Source organism: Pseudothauera nasutitermitis (genome assembly GCF_004801295.1).
Classification (GTDB): domain Bacteria; phylum Pseudomonadota; class Gammaproteobacteria; order Burkholderiales; family Rhodocyclaceae; genus Pseudothauera; species Pseudothauera nasutitermitis.
In genome coordinates this window covers 458,887-475,631 of record NZ_SSOC01000006.1, presented here as the reverse complement: position 1 = coordinate 475,631, position 16,745 = coordinate 458,887, and the positions used below count along the sequence as shown (strand labels likewise).

General features: G+C 68.3%; 14 protein-coding genes and 1 pseudogene. 6 read left to right on the top strand and 9 right to left on the bottom strand.

Going from position 1 to position 16,745, the window contains the following annotated elements; genetic code table 11:
* A pseudogene (locus E6C76_RS22315) lies at nt 1–200 on the bottom strand (hypothetical protein); the annotation flags it as partial.
* An 89-nt stretch (nt 201–289) separates the two neighbouring features.
* Nucleotides 290–1,246 carry a D-2-hydroxyacid dehydrogenase gene (locus E6C76_RS18215; protein WP_136349654.1) on the bottom strand — a complete coding sequence of 319 codons (957 nt, stop codon included), beginning with the start codon at nt 1,244–1,246 and terminating at the stop codon, nt 290–292.
* A 226-nt stretch (nt 1,247–1,472) separates the two neighbouring features.
* On the opposite strand from E6C76_RS18215, the gene E6C76_RS18210 reads away from it, so the two are divergent.
* The gene (locus tag E6C76_RS18210; RefSeq protein WP_230976319.1) at nt 1,473–2,195 is read left to right on the top strand and encodes an IclR family transcriptional regulator; all 723 of its coding nucleotides are present in this window, start codon (nt 1,473–1,475) and stop codon (nt 2,193–2,195) included.
* A gap of 24 nt (nt 2,196–2,219) precedes the next feature.
* Here the strand turns inward: E6C76_RS18210 and E6C76_RS18205 are convergent, their stop codons facing one another.
* From E6C76_RS18205 to E6C76_RS18195, 3 genes are all read right to left on the bottom strand, one after another.
* Nucleotides 2,220–3,128, bottom strand: a complete 909-nt coding sequence (locus tag E6C76_RS18205) for a serine hydrolase (RefSeq protein WP_211090273.1) — start codon at nt 3,126–3,128, stop codon at nt 2,220–2,222.
* A gap of 157 nt (nt 3,129–3,285) precedes the next feature.
* Nucleotides 3,286–4,425, bottom strand: a complete 1,140-nt coding sequence (locus tag E6C76_RS18200) for a patatin-like phospholipase family protein (protein WP_136349652.1) — start codon at nt 4,423–4,425, stop codon at nt 3,286–3,288.
* Nucleotides 4,426–4,502: 77 nt separating this feature from the next.
* A complete protein-coding gene (locus tag E6C76_RS18195; RefSeq protein WP_136349651.1) occupies nt 4,503–6,776 on the bottom strand; it encodes an NADP-dependent malic enzyme in 2,274 nt (757 codons plus the stop codon).
* A 237-nt stretch (nt 6,777–7,013) separates the two neighbouring features.
* On the opposite strand from E6C76_RS18195, the gene E6C76_RS18190 reads away from it, so the two are divergent.
* Both E6C76_RS18190 and E6C76_RS18185 read left to right on the top strand, forming a co-directional pair.
* Complete coding sequence (locus E6C76_RS18190) at nt 7,014–8,858, top strand: phosphoenolpyruvate carboxykinase (GTP) (RefSeq protein ID WP_136349650.1); 1,845 nt, start codon at nt 7,014–7,016, stop codon at nt 8,856–8,858.
* Nucleotides 8,859–9,029: 171 nt separating this feature from the next.
* Nucleotides 9,030–10,205 carry a pyridoxal phosphate-dependent aminotransferase gene (locus E6C76_RS18185; protein ID WP_136349649.1) on the top strand — a complete coding sequence of 392 codons (1,176 nt, stop codon included), beginning with the start codon at nt 9,030–9,032 and terminating at the stop codon, nt 10,203–10,205.
* An 18-nt stretch (nt 10,206–10,223) separates the two neighbouring features.
* Here E6C76_RS18185 and E6C76_RS18180 read toward each other — a convergent pair whose 3' ends face one another.
* Both E6C76_RS18180 and ampD read right to left on the bottom strand, forming a co-directional pair.
* Entirely contained in the window at nt 10,224–10,922 is a 699-nt protein-coding gene (locus E6C76_RS18180; RefSeq protein WP_136349648.1) for a transglycosylase SLT domain-containing protein, read from the bottom strand.
* 420 nt (nt 10,923–11,342) lie between these two features.
* Nucleotides 11,343–11,921 carry a 1,6-anhydro-N-acetylmuramyl-L-alanine amidase AmpD gene (gene ampD, locus E6C76_RS18175; RefSeq protein WP_136349647.1) on the bottom strand — a complete coding sequence of 193 codons (579 nt, stop codon included), beginning with the start codon at nt 11,919–11,921 and terminating at the stop codon, nt 11,343–11,345.
* Nucleotides 11,922–12,142: 221 nt separating this feature from the next.
* On the opposite strand from ampD, the gene E6C76_RS18170 reads away from it, so the two are divergent.
* Nucleotides 12,143–13,570, top strand: a complete 1,428-nt coding sequence (locus E6C76_RS18170; RefSeq protein WP_136349646.1) for a DEAD/DEAH box helicase — start codon at nt 12,143–12,145, stop codon at nt 13,568–13,570.
* A gap of 63 nt (nt 13,571–13,633) precedes the next feature.
* Here E6C76_RS18170 and E6C76_RS18165 read toward each other — a convergent pair whose 3' ends face one another.
* Nucleotides 13,634–14,056, bottom strand: a complete 423-nt coding sequence (locus tag E6C76_RS18165) for a DUF4395 domain-containing protein (protein ID WP_136349645.1) — start codon at nt 14,054–14,056, stop codon at nt 13,634–13,636.
* Between the two features lie 151 nt (nt 14,057–14,207).
* On the opposite strand from E6C76_RS18165, the gene E6C76_RS18160 reads away from it, so the two are divergent.
* On the top strand, nt 14,208–14,516 hold the full coding sequence (locus E6C76_RS18160; RefSeq protein ID WP_136349644.1) for a ComEA family DNA-binding protein: 309 nt from the start codon (nt 14,208–14,210) through the stop codon (nt 14,514–14,516).
* Between the two features lie 39 nt (nt 14,517–14,555).
* Here the strand turns inward: E6C76_RS18160 and bluB are convergent, their stop codons facing one another.
* Nucleotides 14,556–15,239 carry a 5,6-dimethylbenzimidazole synthase gene (bluB, locus tag E6C76_RS18155; RefSeq protein WP_230976315.1) on the bottom strand — a complete coding sequence of 228 codons (684 nt, stop codon included), beginning with the start codon at nt 15,237–15,239 and terminating at the stop codon, nt 14,556–14,558.
* Nucleotides 15,240–15,431: 192 nt separating this feature from the next.
* Here bluB and E6C76_RS18150 point away from each other — a divergent pair, with 192 nt between their 5' ends.
* A complete protein-coding gene (locus E6C76_RS18150) occupies nt 15,432–16,730 on the top strand; it encodes an acetyl-CoA hydrolase/transferase family protein (protein WP_136349643.1) in 1,299 nt (432 codons plus the stop codon).
* Nucleotides 16,731–16,745: the final 15 nt, after the last annotated feature.

Below are 16,745 nucleotides of genomic sequence, written 5' to 3'. Positions count from 1 at the left end.
TCCGCCTTCGCCGGCGTGGAAGCCGTGGGCTTGCGCGCCCCTGCCGGCGATTCCGTCCGCCGCGCGGGACGCCCGGCGTCCTGTGCGGCGGGCGTCCCGCGCGGCGCTTCTTCCTCGGCCGGTGCCTTCGGGCGTGCCTTGAGGGTGCCGGCAATGCGCGTCGGCGCCGGTTCGGGAGGTCTTCTGCGTACGGTGTTCAAGGCGGGGATACCTGGAGATGCCCGGCGGATGCCGGGCGCAAGCGCGCATTATCCCCGATCCGGCTGCGCCGCGACAGGCGCCCCGGCGTTCAGGCCAGCCGGTTGCGCGGCGCGCCGGCGAGGAAGGCGTCGATGTTGTCGATCACCTGGTCCGCCAGGCGCTGCATGGCCTGCGCCGAGGCCCAGGCCACGTGCGGGGTGACGATGAGGTTGGGGATGTCGGGCACGAGCAGCGCATTGCCCTCGCGCGGCGGCTCGCTGCTCAGCACGTCGGTGGCCGCGCCGGCGATCCGGCCGACGCGCAGCGCGGCGGCCAGCGCGGCTTCATCCACCAGCCCGCCGCGCGAGGTATTCACCAGGATCGCGGAAGGCTTCATGCGCGCCAGTTCGGCCGCGCCGATCAGCCCCCGGGTACTGGCGTTGAGCGGGCAGTTCAGCGACAGCACGTCGGCTTCCGCCAGCACCTGCTCGAAGGCCGTGTAGCCCTCGCGCACCTGCGCGGCGCCGCGCTGCTCGGCGCGCAGCACGCGCATGCCGAAGGCTTCGCACAGGCGGGCCACACCGCGCCCCAGGTCACCGTAGCCGACCACGCCCAGTGTGGAACCGGCCAGATCGGCGATGGGATGGTCGAAGAAGCAGAAGTTCTCGCTGCGCTCCCAGCGCCCGGCACGCACGTCGGCCACGTAGTCGAGCAGCCTGCGGCGCAACGCGAGGATCAGCGTCATGGCGTGCTCGGGCACGGTATCCACGGCGTAGCCGCGCACGTTGGAGACCACGATGCCTTGCGCGCTGCAGGCGGCCAGGTCGACGTTGTCCGCGCCGGTGGCCGACACCGCGACCATGCGCAGCGCGGGCAGTGCGGCGATCTGCGCGGCACCCAGGCGCAGCTTGTTGACGATGGCGATGTCGGCGCCCTGCAGGCGGGCGACCACTTCGTCCGGCGCGCTGTGCGGATACTCGACCCAGCGATGGGCCGTGGCGGGCGCGCGGAAAGGCGCATCGATCGAATCGCGTTCCAGGCAGGCAATGGTGGGTGTGGTCGTCATCGCAAAACCTCTTCAGGCGTTCAGCATACGGTGGATGGCAGGCCATTGCAGATTACCGCTTTGCGCTTGCGCAGCAAGCGTCATCGCATTTCACTAGGCGAAATCAACGCCGCCGGCTACCATGCGCGGGTTACACAATCCCCACAGGTTCGAAGTGCCCCCGAAAACCCCAGCCAGCCCGGCCGCCGGCGCCGAGGCGAAGAATCCGATCCAGGTCATCGAGCGCATGATGAAGCTGCTCGACGCGCTTGCCCGCCACCCCGACCCGGTGGCGCTCAAGCAGCTCGCGCTGGACACCGGCCTGCATCCGTCCACCGCCCACCGCATTCTCGGCGCGATGACGCAGAGCGGCTTCGTCGAGCGTACCGAACCGGGCGTGTATCGCCTGGGCATCCGCCTGCTGGAGCTGGGCAGCCTGGTGAAGTCGCGCATCTCGCTACGCGAGACGGCCATGCCGTTCATGCTGAAACTGCACGCAGCCACCGGCGAAAGCGTCAACCTGGGCATCCGCGCCGGCGACGAGATCGTCTATGTGGAGCGCACCTCCAGCGGGCGCTCGGCGGTGCGCGTGGTGCACATCGTCGGCGCGCGCGCGCCGCTGCACACCACCGCCACCGGCAAGCTGTTCCTGGTGGAGGACGGTAGCGAGCGGACCCGCGACTATGCGCGGCGCACCGGCCTGCCGGCCTCCACGGCGGCATCCATCACCGCACTGCCGGTGCTGGAAAAGGAACTGGACAAGGTGCGCCGCCATGGCGTGGCCTACGACCTGGAAGAAATCGAGAACGGGGTGCGCTGCATCGCGGCAGGCATTCGCGACGACACTGGCGAACTGATCGCCGGCCTGTCGCTGTCCACGCCTTCGGAGCGTTTCAATCCGGACTGGGCGCCGCTGATCCGCGAAACCGCCGACGAGATTTCCCGCGCGATGGGCTACGTGCGGCGCTGAACGCAGCGCCCGCGCGCGTCCCGCTCAGCCGTCGCGGCGCCCGGCGGACAGGGCGACCCGCGACAGGCCGCCGGTTTCCAGCCACTGCTTGACGCGTACCGCGTCGGTGCTGCGCGTGGAGCGGTCGTTGGCGTTCATCAGCACGATGATCACCGGCTCGCCCTTCAGCCAGGTCTGCATCACCAGGCAACGCCCGGCCTCGCGGATGAAACCGGTCTTGGACAGGCCGATCTGCCATTCCGGACTGCGCACCAGGCTGTTGCTGTTGCGGTACTGCAGCGTGGATTTGCCGATGCGCACCTGACGGTCGTCGGAAGTGGAAAACTCGCGGATCAGCGGATAGGCGGACGCCGCCGACACCATGCGCACCAGATCGCGCGGGTTGGAGACATTGCGCGGGTCCAGCCCGGTGCTGTCGTAGAAGCGCGTGGCGTCCAGGCCAATCAGACGCGCCTTGACGTTCATCGCCGCGACGAAGGCCTTCTCGCCGCCCGGATAGTGGCGGGCCAGCGCGGAGGCCGCGCGGTTCTCCGAGGACATCAGCGCGAGCAGCAGCATCTGCTCGCGGGTCATGCGCGCGCCGATGGGCAGGCGCGAACCGGTGCCCTTGAGCGTATCGATGTCGGCGCGGGTGACGGTGAGCGTCTCCGACAGGCTCTGCCCGGCGTCGAGCACCACCATGGCGGTCATCAGCTTGGTGATCGAAGCAATCGGCAGCACCACCTCGCCCCGGCGCTCGACGAGGATCTCGCCGGTTTCCTGATGGGCGATGGCGAAGGCGCTGGAACCCAGGCGCAGATCGCTGGCGGTGGCGCTGGGCAGCGGGGCCTGGCGGATGGAGGTCTTGATGCTCTGCCCGGCCAGGGCCTGGGGGGCGCCAGGCAACTGCAGCAGCGCGAAGCCGAGAACGGCGGCAACGGTTCGAAACATCATGGCGGACCCGGGCGGAAGGTGTTTTTCGTTATTTTCAATGAAAATAGACAGATATCAAGCTTTTTTGAAGTTGGTTCACGAAACACTTCGCAAAAGACCCGCGTGCGCGCGGCCCGCTTATCCGCACGGAATCCCCCGCCCATTCCCCCGGAAGTGCTCATAGGCGCAGAAAATCAGACACTTCGCCGCGCCGCGCCAGCGTGTCCGCATAACCCAGCTCGATCAATGCCCGGGTGAAGCCCGGTTCGAAGAGCAGATAGGAAAGCAGCGTGGAGCCATCGCGGCGCATCGCGCCGACGCCGCGCAGCAGCGTGCGCAGCAGGCGCGGCAGACTGCCGCGATGATGCCCGGCGATGGTGTCGAGCCGGCGCGAAGGCGAGATCACCAGCGTTTCGATGGGCCGCAGGGCGATGCCGGCGGCGGCGCGCTGCGCCGGGCTGAGCGCGCCCACCGTGGCGTTGATGCGCGCGAGGCGCTCCAGGTCGACCGCCAGCCCGTCCAGGAAGATGCTCGACAGCGCATGCCCGGCGATCTGCGCGAGCGACGGATAGTTGTCGGTACGCTGGCGCCCCTCCTCGGCCAGCCGTCCGGCACCGACCACCAGGATGCGCTCGGCGCCCAGGTGGATGGCCGGGCTGATCGGCGAGAGCTGGCGCATCGAACCGTCGCCGAAGTACTCGCGGTGGATGCGCACGGCGGGAAACACGAAGGGCAGCGCGCTGGTGGCCAGCAGATGATCCACGCCGAGCCGCTCGCGCACGCCCACGCGCTGCGCCCGCCGCCAGGGCTGGACTTCCGGCACGGCCTCGAAGAAGGCCAGGCTTTCCCCCGAGGTATAGCCGGAGGCGGTCACCGACACGGCGTACAGATGGCCGGCATCGATGGCCCGGCCGATCCTGGAGAAATCCAGCACGCGTTCGAGCAGGGCCCGCAGCGGGCTGTTGTCGAGCAGCGAACGCGGCGTCTGGCGGATCGCCCAGCCCAGGGTCAGCGCACCGCCCCAGCGCAGCCCGGTGCCGAACAGCGCCGCCGGGTCGGTGCGATAGACGCGCTCGACGTGGAAGTTGCGCCAGATCCGGGTGAGCCGGCGCACCGCCGCGTTGAAGTCGTCGGCATACACCGCCAGCGCGGCGGCGTTGATGCCGCCGGCCGAGGTGCCGCACAGGATCGGGAAGGGATTGCCGGTGGCCTGCCCTCCGCGCAGTTCGCGGATGGCCGCCAGCACGCCGACCTGGTAGGCCGCGCGCGCACCGCCCCCGGTCAGCACCAGCGCCGCGCGCTCCGTCTGCTGGCCCATGCCCGCCTCCCCTCCGTGTGATGCCGCATCCTACGATGCCGGCGGCGGGCTGGGAACGCCCGCCGCCGGCCGGCCGCTCAGTCCTCCTGGGCGGCCTCGACGACGGTCAGCGCGGTCATGTTGATGATGCGCCGCACGGTGGTCGACGGGGTGAGGATGTGCACCGGCTTGGCCGCGCCGAGCAGGATGGGGCCGATGGTCATGCCCTCGCCCGCCGCGTTCTTCAGCAGATTGAAGGAGATGTTGGCCGCGTCCAGGGTCGGGAAGATCAGCAGGTTGGCATCCTCGCGCATGGTGGCGTTGGGGAAGATCTGCAGGCGCAGCTTGGCGTCGAGCGCCGAGTCGCCGTGCATCTCGCCTTCCACCTGCAGTTCCGGATGGCGCTCGTGCAGCAGGCGCAGCGCGACGCGCATCTTCTCGGCGGTCGGCGAATCAGCGGAACCGAAGGACGAATGCGACAGCAGCGCAACGCGCGGCTCCACGCCGAAACGCTGCATCTCCTCGGCGGCCAGCAGGGTCATCTCCACCACCTGCTCGGGCGTGGGGTCGTAATTCACGTAGGTGTCGGCGAGGAACAGCGTGCGGCCCGGCACGTTGAGCAGGTTCACCGTATACAGATGCTTGACCCCCTCGCGGCGGCCCAGCACGGTTTCCACGAATTCGCGGTGCAGGCGGTGGATGCCTTGCGTGCCGCAGATCAGTCCGTCGCCGTAGCCGAACTTGAGCAGCAGGGTGCCGATCAGCGTGGTGCGGCGGCGCACTTCCTTCTTGGCGTATTCGACCGACACGCCGCTGCGCTCCATCAACTCATGATAATGCTTCCACAGTTCGTTGTAGCGCGGATCGGAATCCTGATTGACCAGTTCGTAGTCGCGATCGACGCACATGCGCAGGCCGAAGCGCTCGATGTTGTGCTTCACCACATCGGGGCGGCCGATCAGGATGGGGCGGGCCAGGCCTTCGTCGACCACCTGCTGTACCGCGCGCAGCACCTTCTCCGCCTCGCCCTCGGCGAAAATGATGCGTTTCGGATTCTTGCGCGCGGCGGCGAACACCGGCTTCATGATCAGGCCGGAATGCCAGACGAAGTTGTTCAGTTGCGCGCGGTAGGCGTCCCAGTCGGTGATCGGCCGCGTGGCCACGCCGGAGCTCACGCCGGCCTCGGCCACCGCCGGGGCGATCTTGACGATCAGGCGCGGGTCGAAGGGGCGCGGAATGATGTATTCGGGGCCGAAGCCGCCCACCTTCTCGCCGTACGCGGCGGCGACGATGTCGCTCTGCTCCACGCGCGCCAGGTCGGCGATGGCGCGCACGGCGGCGAGCTGCATCTCGTCGGTGATCGTGGTGGCGCCCACGTCCAGCGCGCCGCGGAAGATGAACGGGAAGCACAGCACGTTGTTGACCTGGTTCGGATAGTCCGAACGCCCGGTGGCGATGATGGCGTCGTCGCGCACCGCCTTGACTTCTTCCGGGAGGATTTCCGGAGTCGGGTTGGCCAGCGCCAGAATCAGCGGCCTGGCGGCCATCTTCGCCACCATCTCGCCCTTCAGCACGCCGCCGGCCGACAGCCCGAGGAACACGTCCGCGCCCTCGATGATCTCGGTCAGCCTGCGCGCCTCGGTCTTCTTGGCGTAGCGCGCCTTGATCGGATCCATCAGCGTGGTACGGCCTTCATAGACCACGCCTTCGATGTCGGTCACCCAGATGTTCTCGACCGGTACGCCCAACTTCACCAGCAGGCCCAGGCAAGCCAGCGCGGCCGCGCCGGCGCCGGAGGTGACCACCTTGACCTGCTTGAGATCCTTGCCCTGCAGCTGCAGTCCGTTGAGCACCGCCGCGCCGACCACGATGGCGGTGCCGTGCTGGTCGTCGTGGAACACCGGAATCTTCATGCGCTCGCGCAGCTTCGACTCGATGTAGAAGCACTCCGGCGCCTTGATGTCCTCCAGGTTGATGCCGCCGAAGGTGGGCTCCAGCGCGGCGATCATGTCCACCAGCTTGTCGGCGTCCGGCTCGTTGATCTCCAGATCGAACACGTCGATGCCGGCGAACTTCTTGAACAGCACGCCCTTGCCTTCCATCACCGGCTTGGCCGCCAGCGGGCCGATGTTCCCCAGGCCGAGCACCGCGGTACCGTTGGTCACCACGCCGATCAGGTTGGAACGCGCGGTGAGTTCGGCCGCCTGGCCGGGATCCTCGACGATGGCGTCGCAGGCCGCCGCCACGCCGGGAGAGTACGCCAGCGACAGGTCGCGCTGGTTGGTGAGCACCTTGGTGGGCATCACCGAAATCTTGCCGGGGCGCGGATTGCGGTGGTAATCGAGGGCGGCGGCGCGTATCAGTTCATCCATGTTCGATCCGTTCTGAGCGTGTGGGTGGGCAGGAAGCCACCGGGTAGCGGCCTTTCCGCCGCCTTCCGGGACATGGCATAATATTAGGCTTTCGCCGACTGCTGTTTACCCTAGTGATTTCCGCAGTGGCGACGCCGGACGAAAAGGAGACCGTCCGGCAGACCGCCGGCCGCACGCAGTGCCGCCCGACCGACGGAGACCGGTCCAGCACCAGCAACCTGTGGAGAACCATCCGCCATGACTCAACGCTTCGCCGAGGCCGCCCTGGCCGCCGCTCCCGATTACCTCCGTCACGAAGGCCTCAAGAAGTGGGTCGCCGAGATCGCCACGCTCACCGAACCCGACCGCGTGGTGTGGTGTGACGGCTCGCAGGAAGAATACGACCGCCTGTGCGCCGAGATGGTCGCATCCGGCATGCTGATCAAGCTGAACCCGGAGAAACGCAAGAACTCCTACCTCGCCTTCTCCGACCCTTCCGACGTCGCGCGCGTGGAAGACCGCACCTTCATCTGCTCCCAGGACCAGGCCGACGCCGGCCCGACCAACAACTGGGAAGACCCGGCCACCATGCGCGAGACCCTGAACGGCCTGTTCAAGGGCGCCATGCACGGCCGCACCATGTACGTGGTGCCGTTCTCCATGGGTCCGCTGGGCAGCCCGATCGCGCACATCGGCATCGAAATCTCCGACAGCCCCTACGTGGTGACCAACATGCGCACCATGACCCGCATGGGCAAGGGCGCACTGGAAGTGCTCGGCAGCGACGGCGAATTCGTGCCCTGCGTACACTCCGTCGGCGCCCCGCTCGCCCACGGCGAACAGGACAGCCGCTGGCCGTGCAACCCCACCACCAAGTACATCGTGCACTTCCCCGAGACCCGTGAAATCTGGTCCTACGGCTCGGGCTACGGCGGCAACGCGCTGCTGGGCAAGAAGTGCTTCGCGCTGCGCATCGCCTCCACCATGGCGCGCGACGAAGGCTGGCTGGCCGAGCACATGCTGATCCTCGGCGTGGAATCTCCCGAGGGCGAGAAGACCTACGTGGCCGCCGCCTTCCCGTCGGCCTGCGGCAAGACCAACTTCGCCATGCTGATCCCGCCGCAGAGCTTCGGCGGCTGGAAGATCACCACCGTAGGCGACGACATCGCCTGGATCAAGCCGGGCAAGGACGGCAAGTTCTACGCCATCAACCCGGAAGCCGGCTTCTTCGGCGTGGCCCCGGGCACCAGCGAGAAGACCAATTTCAATGCCATGGCGACGCTGAAGGAAAACATCATCTTCACCAACGTCGCGCTCACCGACGACGGCGACGTGTGGTGGGAAGGCATGAGCAAGGAAGCCCCCGCCCACCTGATCGACTGGCAGGGCAAGGACTGGACGCCGGAGATCGCCAAGGAGACCGGACGCAAGGCCGCCCACCCCAACTCGCGCTTCACCGCGCCGGCCGGCCAGTGCCCGTCCATCGACCCGGCCTGGGAAGACCCGGCCGGCGTGCCCATCTCCGCCTTCATCTTCGGCGGCCGCCGCGCCACCACCGTGCCGCTGGTGTACCAGGCCTTCAACTGGAACTTCGGCGTGTACATGGCCGCCACGCTGGGCTCGGAAACCACCGCCGCCGCCTTCGGCGCGCAGGGCGTGGTGCGCCGCGACCCGTTCGCCATGCTGCCGTTCTGCGGCTACCACATGGGCGACTACTTCAACCACTGGCTGAAGATGGGCCACGTGGTCGAGCAGACCCCGAAGATCTTCTGCGTGAACTGGTTCCGCATGAACGAGAAGGGTGAGTTCATGTGGCCGGGCTTCGGCGAAAACATGCGCGTGCTCAAGTGGATCGTCGACCGCGTCAAGGGCAAGGTCTCCGCCAAGGAAACCGCGCTGGGCTGGATGCCGCGCTTCGAGGATCTGGACTGGACCGGCGCCGACGTCACCCGCGAAGAGTTCGAAGCCCTCACCCAGGTCGATGCCGAAGCCTGGAAGAAGGAACTGGCCCTGCACAAGGAATGGTTCGACAAGCTGCAGGATCGCCTGCCGCGCCAACTGGTGCTGAAGCGCGAGCTGTTCGAACTGGCGCTCGACCACTGAACCCTTCCGCCGGCCCCACGGGCCGGCCCGCTCCACGGGCGCCGGCCTAAACGCCGGCGCCTTTTTTGCCGCCGGGCCACCCCAAGGCAAAAAGCGCCCCCTCGGGGGGCAGCGAGCCGCGCAACGGTGAGCGTGGGGGCCCCTTTCTTTTAAGCCCGCCGAGGACGAATCATGCCCCCGCGCCCCGCCCGCCGCATGGCCGACATCGCCCCCTTCCACGTCATGGAACTGCTGCGCCGCGCGCGCGAGCTGGAAGCCCAGGGCCGCGACATCATCCACATGGAAATCGGCGAGCCGGATTTCCCCACTCCCGCACCGATGATCGAGGCAGCCACCCGCTTCATCGCCGGGGGCGGCGTGCATTACACCCCGGCGCTCGGCCTGCCGGCGCTGCGCGAGGCCATCGCGCGCTTCTACCATGAACGCTTCGGCGCCGACGTGGCGCCGGAGCGCATCGTCGTCACGCCCGGCGCCTCCGGCGCGCTGATGCTCGCGTTGGCGGTGTCCACCGATCCCGGCGAGGAATGGCTGCTGCCCGATCCCACCTATCCGTCCAACCGCCATCTGGTGCGCAGCGTGGAAGGGCGCGCGCGCGCCCTGCCGGTGGATGTGGCCACGCGCTACCAGCCCACCGCCGCCCAGGTCGGCGAAGCCTGGTCGCCCGCCACGCGCGGGCTGATGGTGGCCACGCCGAGCAACCCCACCGGCACCCTGCTGGCGCCCGGCGAACTGGCCGCGCTGCACGCCGTCACCCACGCGCGCGGCGGTCTGCTGCTGGTCGACGAGATCTACCAGGGGCTGACCTACGGCGTGCCGTCTTCCACGGTGCTTGCCCAACCCGCGCTGGCGGCGGCCGACGACCTGTTCGTGGTAAACAGCTTCTCGAAATATTTCGGCATGACCGGCTGGCGCCTGGGCTGGCTGGTGGTGCCGCAATGCTGGACGCGCGAGGTGGAGAAGCTCGCCCAGCACCTGTTCATCTCACCCTCCACGCCCGCCCAGCACGCCGCGCTGGCGGCCTTCCGGCCGGCCACGCTGGATCTGCTGGAAGCGCGCCGCGACGAATTCGCCCTGCGCCGCGACGTGCTGGTGCCCGCCCTGCGCGAACTGGGCTTCGGCATCGCCACCGAACCGCGCGGCGCATTCTACGTGTATGCGGACGTGAGCGGACTGACCGACGACAGCGAGGCGCTGGCCCGCCGCCTGATCGAGGAAGCCGGGGTGGCCACCACGCCCGGCCTGGATTTCGGCGACCACCTGCCGCGCCGCCATCTGCGCATCGCCTACACCAACCGGCGGGAGCGTCTGCTGGAAGCCTGCGAGCGCATCCGCACGCTGCTCGGCTAGGAAAACGGCGCGGCGCCCTCAGGCGCCGGCAATCACCGTGGCCGCGCGGCCGGCCTCGCCGGCCAGGCGCTGCTTCATCGCCATCACGCGACGATAGTAGGCCGCGGTGGGATCGTCGCGCGCGCCGCCGTAATACTGCAGCGCGGCCTGCAGCGAACCGAAGCGGCGCAGGCCCTCCTCGATCACCAGCGTGCCCACGCGCACGTTGAGCATGGGATCGAACAGCGCATCCTCGCCTGCCTCGTCGCCGATCTTGTCCATGTGGAAGCGCGGAATCACCTGCATCAGTCCCTGCGCGCCCACATGGCTCTGGGCGAACGGATTGAAGCTCGATTCCACCGCGATCACCGCGACCACCAGCAGCGGGTCGATGCCCACCGCGCGCGCGCTGTCCTCGGCAGCCAGCAGCACCGGCTCCAGGGCGACCGGCGAGACGCGATAGCGGCGCGCCACGTAGTCGCGCACGCGCTCCATCTCCTCGGACAGCTCGGGCGGCTCGGGTTCGTTGCTGACCGTGCCGAAGTCGTAGCGCGACGGGGCCTGCGCATGCGCCTCGGCCAGGCTGCCGTCGAAGAAGCGCAGCGGCCCCTGTTCCAGCAGACTGGCCGCGAACACGGCGAGCGCCACCAGACCGGCGAGCAGCAGGCCGCCATGGGCGGCGTGGATCAATATACCGCCCGCCTTGCCGGCGAGCGCGGAAAAGCGCCTTGCGTACATCGGTTCCTCCGTGTCGGCGCCGGACACCCCATGCCACCCACCCCTGTGCCCCGCGCTGCGCGGAAGGGGTCGAAGAGGGGGAAGCCTCTGCCGGCACGGCCAGGCAGGCCGGCGGCGGGGGTGTTCGGTTGCTCGTGAAACTCGCCGGCCGACCGCGCCGGAAAGATTTCAAACAATCGGGGTGGAGCCGCTCGGCTCCAGGTTTCCCGCACCCGCGCGGCCGGGGCATGGCCAACGCGGAGACCTCGGCGCGCGCTTCGCTGCGACACGCTCGACGCCTTCGAAAACCACCGGGTTACGCCTGCTGGCGGCCCGGCGCAGCGCCAGGAAACCTACGAAACAACATTTGCTGCAATGCAGAGAGCGCGTGATGGTATTGATTATGTTGGAGTTTGTCAAACAAGCCCCTCACACGCGCGCTCAACCACGCCCCGCGCGCTCCGCCAGCAGTGCGTGCAGATGCGTCCAGTCGAAGCAGGGACCGGGGTCGGTCTTGCGCCCCGGCGCGATGTCCGAATGGCCGACGATATCCTCGATCGGCAGTTCGCGGCGCAGCGCATCGATCAACTCGGCGAGCCGGCGGTACTGCGCCTCCTCGAAGGGCAGACGGTCGCAGCCTTCCAGTTCGATACCCACGGAAAAATCGTTGCAGCGCTCGCAGCCCCGCCAGGACGACACACCCGCGTGCCAGGCACGCGCGCCAACGGGCACGAACTGCACCAGTTCGCCGTCACGCCGCACGAAGAAATGCGCGGACACGCGCAGCCCGTGGATTTCCCGGTAGTACGGATGCCCGTCCGCATCCAGACGGTTGGTGAACAACTGCTCCACCCCGGGGCCGCCGAACTCGTCCGGCGGCAGGCTGATCGCATGCACCACCAGCAGACGCACCACGGCGTCCGCCGGGCGTTCATCGTGGTTGGGCGACGGCACCCGGCGCGCCCCGGCCAGCCAGCCGGCCACGCATGCGCCGACCTTCCCCCGTCCGTCCTCGCTCATGCCGCCCCCGCGCCGAAAACCCGCATTATCGCGCCCGCCAGCCGATCACCGCGTTTTTTCCCCGCCGCGGCGCGATTCCCGTACAATCCGCCGCTCGCCGCAGCCGCCAATCGCTGCGCGCACCTCCCGGATCACCGTGGCCGGACTCTCCGGCCCCTGTCCCGCCAGCCTCGATTGGCGTCGCCCGCGTGCGACAGGCCGTCGCTGGAGCCTTTCCCTACATGAACACCCAATCCGCTTTCGCCAGCCTCGGGCTGGCCGAACCCCTGCTGCGCGCCATCGCCGAAACCGGCTACGACACGCCCACGCCCATCCAGGCCCAGGCCATCCCGCTGGTGCTCGCCGGCGGCGACCTGCTCGCCGCCGCGCAGACCGGCACCGGCAAGACCGCCGGCTTCACCCTGCCGGTGCTGCACCTCCTGGCCGCCAACCCGGTCCATCCGCGCGCCACCGGGCGCCCGCGCTGCCTGATCCTCACCCCCACGCGCGAACTCGCCGCGCAGGTCGAGGAATCGGTGCAGACCTACGGCAAGCACCTGCCGCTGACCTCCATGGTGATGTTCGGCGGCGTCGGCATCCATCCGCAGATCGCCGCGCTGAAGAAGCGCGTCGACATCCTGGTCGCCACGCCCGGCCGTCTGCTCGACCACGTTTCGCAGAAGACCCTGGACCTTTCCGGTGTGGAAATCCTGGTGCTCGACGAGGCCGACCGCATGCTCGACATGGGCTTCATCCGCGACATCCGCAAGGTGCTCGCGCTACTGCCCAAGAAGCGCCAGAACCTGCTGTTCTCCGCCACCTTCTCGGACGAGATCCGTGAATTGGCCAACGGCCTGCTGCACAACCCCGGCTGCGTCGAGGTGGCACGGCGCAACACCGCTTCCGAACTGGTCGAGCAATCGGTCTATGCCATCGCGCAGAAGCAGAAACGCGAACTGCTCGCCTGGCTGATCCGCGCGCAGTCCTGGGAGCAGGTGCTGGTGTTCACGCGCACCAAGCACGGCGCCAACCGCCTGGCCGAATACCTCACCAAGCACGGCATTCCGGCCGCCGCCATCCACGGCAACAAGAGCCAGTCGGCGCGCACCCGCGCGCTCGGCGACTTCAAGGACGGCAAGCTGCCGGTGCTGGTGGCCACCGACATCGCCGCGCGCGGTCTGGACATCGACCAACTGCCCCAGGTGGTCAACTTCGAACTGCCCAACGTGGCGGAAGACTACGTGCACCGCATCGGCCGCACCGGCCGGGCGGGCGCCAGCGGCGCGGCCGTGTCGCTGGTCGATGGCGAGGAGATGAAGTTGCTGGCCGGCATCGAACGCCTGATCAAGCGGCGCATTGACCGCGCGCCCATGCCGGAAGGCTTCGTGCCCAGTGCCAACCCCGAGGAAGAACCCGAGCGCCCGCCCCGCCATGCGCCGCGCGGCCGTCACGACCACGCCCGCCCGCGCCACGGCGCCGACAGCGGCCGTCCGGCCGCGCCGCGCGGCCGTGGCAACAGTGGCGGCAATGGCAGTGGTAACAATGGCAACGGCAAACGCGGCAACGGCGGCGGCCATGCGGCCGAACCGCGCGGGGAATCAGGCCGCCGCGCGCCGCAGCAGCCGCGCGCCGCGCTGTTCTCCCCGCGTTCGAACAGCGGCAAGCGCTGAAAAGAAAGGGGTGGTGCGTGCGCCACCCCCATGCGGCTCCGGAGGACGGAGCCGTGCAAACCCTCACCCGGGCTGACGCACCCGGTACCACCAGCCGTAGACCCAACATGCCGCGCAGAAGCCGGTACTGAGGTCGATGAAGGAAAACACCAGCAGGGCCACGGCGGGGATGGCGCCGAACGAGGCGCCCATCAGCCAGCTCACCACCATGGCCGTGCCGGCGATCGCGGCGATCTTGTCGGCGAACATCTTCGAGCCGGCATTGACCATCTTGCTCTTGCCCATCTTGCGGGTGAGGCTGGCGAACAGCCGGTAGGACAGGCATTTGTGCGGCGACACGAAGCCGCGCAGCAGACCGCCCAGCGCGATGATCAGGGCCGCCCACTGGTAGGGCGTGAACAGATAGATCGCGCTCACGATGAAGGTCATCGTGGCCTGGAAGCGGTAGGCGTTGGAACACACGGGGGGAATGTCGAAACGCAGCATGACGGGTTCTCCGGGAAGTTTCCATCAGTATATAAGCTAAAACTTATATATTTCAAGCACCCTTTGCCCTTCGAAATATGACATTCGCTCAATTGACGCGCCACAATGCCATAAACATAATACGGATGTCATCAACCAAGGAGAGTCAACCATGAAGCGTTTCCTGCGTACCCTCGTCCTGGCCGCACTGCTTGCCCCGGCCGCCGTGCTCGCCACGCCGGTGGACATCAATACCGCCGACGCCACGACGCTCGAGAGCGTCAAGGGCATCGGCCCGGCGAAGGCCCAGGCCATCCTCGACTACCGCAAGCAGCATGGTCCGTTCGCCAGCACCGCCGATCTCGCCAAGGTACCGGGCATCGGCACGCGCACGCTGGAACAGATCGGCGATCAGGTCACCGTCGGCGCGCCGGCCGCGCGCAAGGCGGCCGCCAAACCCGCAACCGCATCCAAACCCTAGGACGATCCCCCCTGGAGCGGACGCGCAGTGCGCGTCCGTTCAGGCCCTGCCGGGCCAGCGGTTCTCGCCGAGCACCTCGTCGATCGGCATGCGCTCCGCCCACTGCTCGATCTCCAGCATCGGACGCGGATAGAAGTCCTCCACATGGCCGATGCACAGGATGGCCACCGGCTTCGCACCTTCCGGCATGCCCAGCAGTGCGGCCAGGCGCTGCGGATCGAACAGCGACACCCACCCCAGCCCCAGGCCTTCCGCCCGCGCCGCCAACCACATGTTCTCGATGGCGCAGGCCACCGAGGCCAGATCCATCTCCGGCAGGGTACGGCGTCCGAACACGTGGCGCTCGCGATCGTCGGCCAGGGCCACCACCAGCACCTCGCCGGCATCCAGCACCCCTTCCACCTTCAGGCGCATGAACTCCTCGGCGCGCTCGCCGAGCGCCCGCGCGGTGGCCAGGCGCTCCTCCTCCACCAACGCATGCATGGCCTCGCGCAGGGCGCGCGTGGTGATGCGGATGAAACGCCACGGCTGCATGTAGCCCACGCTGGGGGCATGGTGGGCCGCCCACAGCAGACGATGCAAGGCTTCGGGCGCCACCGGATCGGGCAGGAAATGGCGCATGTCGCGGCGTTCGGCGATGGCGCGATACACAGCCGCGCGTTCGGTGGGGGAATACGCGTGCCGGGCGGCGGCGCCATGGCGCTCCATGTCGTTTTCGGTCATTCGGATCTGCAAGCCTTTGATGAGTTTTTCCTGCACGGCACGGAAGCACCCGCTCCGCGTCTCCGGCAAAAGTGTACTCCGCTCGCGGCACGGTCGAGCGGACAGATGAGATCCTGCCGGTTCCATACCTAGCCGTATGGGCGATAATAGCCGGATGCCATGGCTCAACAATTCATCCGAGGAGACAACACCATGCAGAATCCACGAGCGCTGTACGCCGAACGCCGCATGTCCGCGAGCGATGCCATCGGGCTGGTGCGCGACGGTGACACCATCGTCGTGCCGACCGGCGTGGGGGAAGCCCCGGCCCTGCTGCATGCGCTGTCCGAACGGCGCCACACCCTGCGCGGCGTGGCCGTGAGCCAGATCCTGCCGCTGCGCAAGTACGGCTATCTGGATCCGCAGACCCGCGACAACGTGCGCCACGACGCCTATTTCTTCAGCGGCGCGAACCGGACGGGCGGCCATGAGGGCTGGGTGGATTTCATCCCCGCGTACTTCTCCGAACTGCCGATGCTGATCGACAGGGGCCTGACCCCGGCCGACGTGGTGGTCAGCATGGCCTCGCCGATGGATGAGCACGGCTACTTCTCCCTCTCGCTGGCGCCCGACTACACCATGGCGGCAATCGAGAAGGCGCGCGTGCTGCTGCTGGAGGTCAACCCCAACGTGCCGTTCGCCAACGGCAACTGCCACGTACACGTCTCCCGCGTCAGCGGGCTGGTGGAAAGCCAGGACCCGCTCTTCGAGGTCGGCCTGCCGGAGATCGGCCCGGTGCAGGAAGCCATCGGCGCCCAGGTCGCCGAGATGATCGACGACGGCTCGACCCTGCAGATCGGCTACGGCGGCATCCCGGACGCGGTGGTCATGCAGCTCAAGCACAAGCGCGACCTCGGCATCCACACCGAGATGATCGGCGACGGCATCCTCTCGCTGGTCGAATCCGGCGCGGTCACCAACCGCCGCAAGACCTTCATGCCCGGCAAGATCGTCGCCACCTTCGCGCTCGGCTCCAACCGCCTGTACCGTTTCATGCACCGCAACCCGACGCTCGAGATGCATCCGGTCGATTTCACCAACGACCCTTACCTGGCCTCGCGCAACGACAAGCTGTGCGCCATCAACGCCACCCTGCAGATCGACCTGCTCGGCCAGTGCGGCTCCGAGAGCCTGGCCCACCTGCCGTATTCCGGCACCGGCGGCCAGGTGGACTTCGTGCGCGCGGCCAACCGTTCGAAGGACGGCAAGGCCTTCATCGTGCTGCCGTCCACCGCCAAGGGCGGCACCATCTCCCGCGTGGTGCCCACCCTGTCGCCCGGCACCCACGTCACCACCAGCAAGAACGACATCAACTACGTGGTCACCGAACACGGCGTGGCCCAGCTGCGCGGCAAGACCGCCCGGCAGCGCGCCGAGGCGCTGATCGGCATCTCCCACCCGGACTTCCGCGCCGAACTGCGCGACGCCGCGCGCCAGCTCAAGCTGCTCTAAGGCGCGTCGGATCGC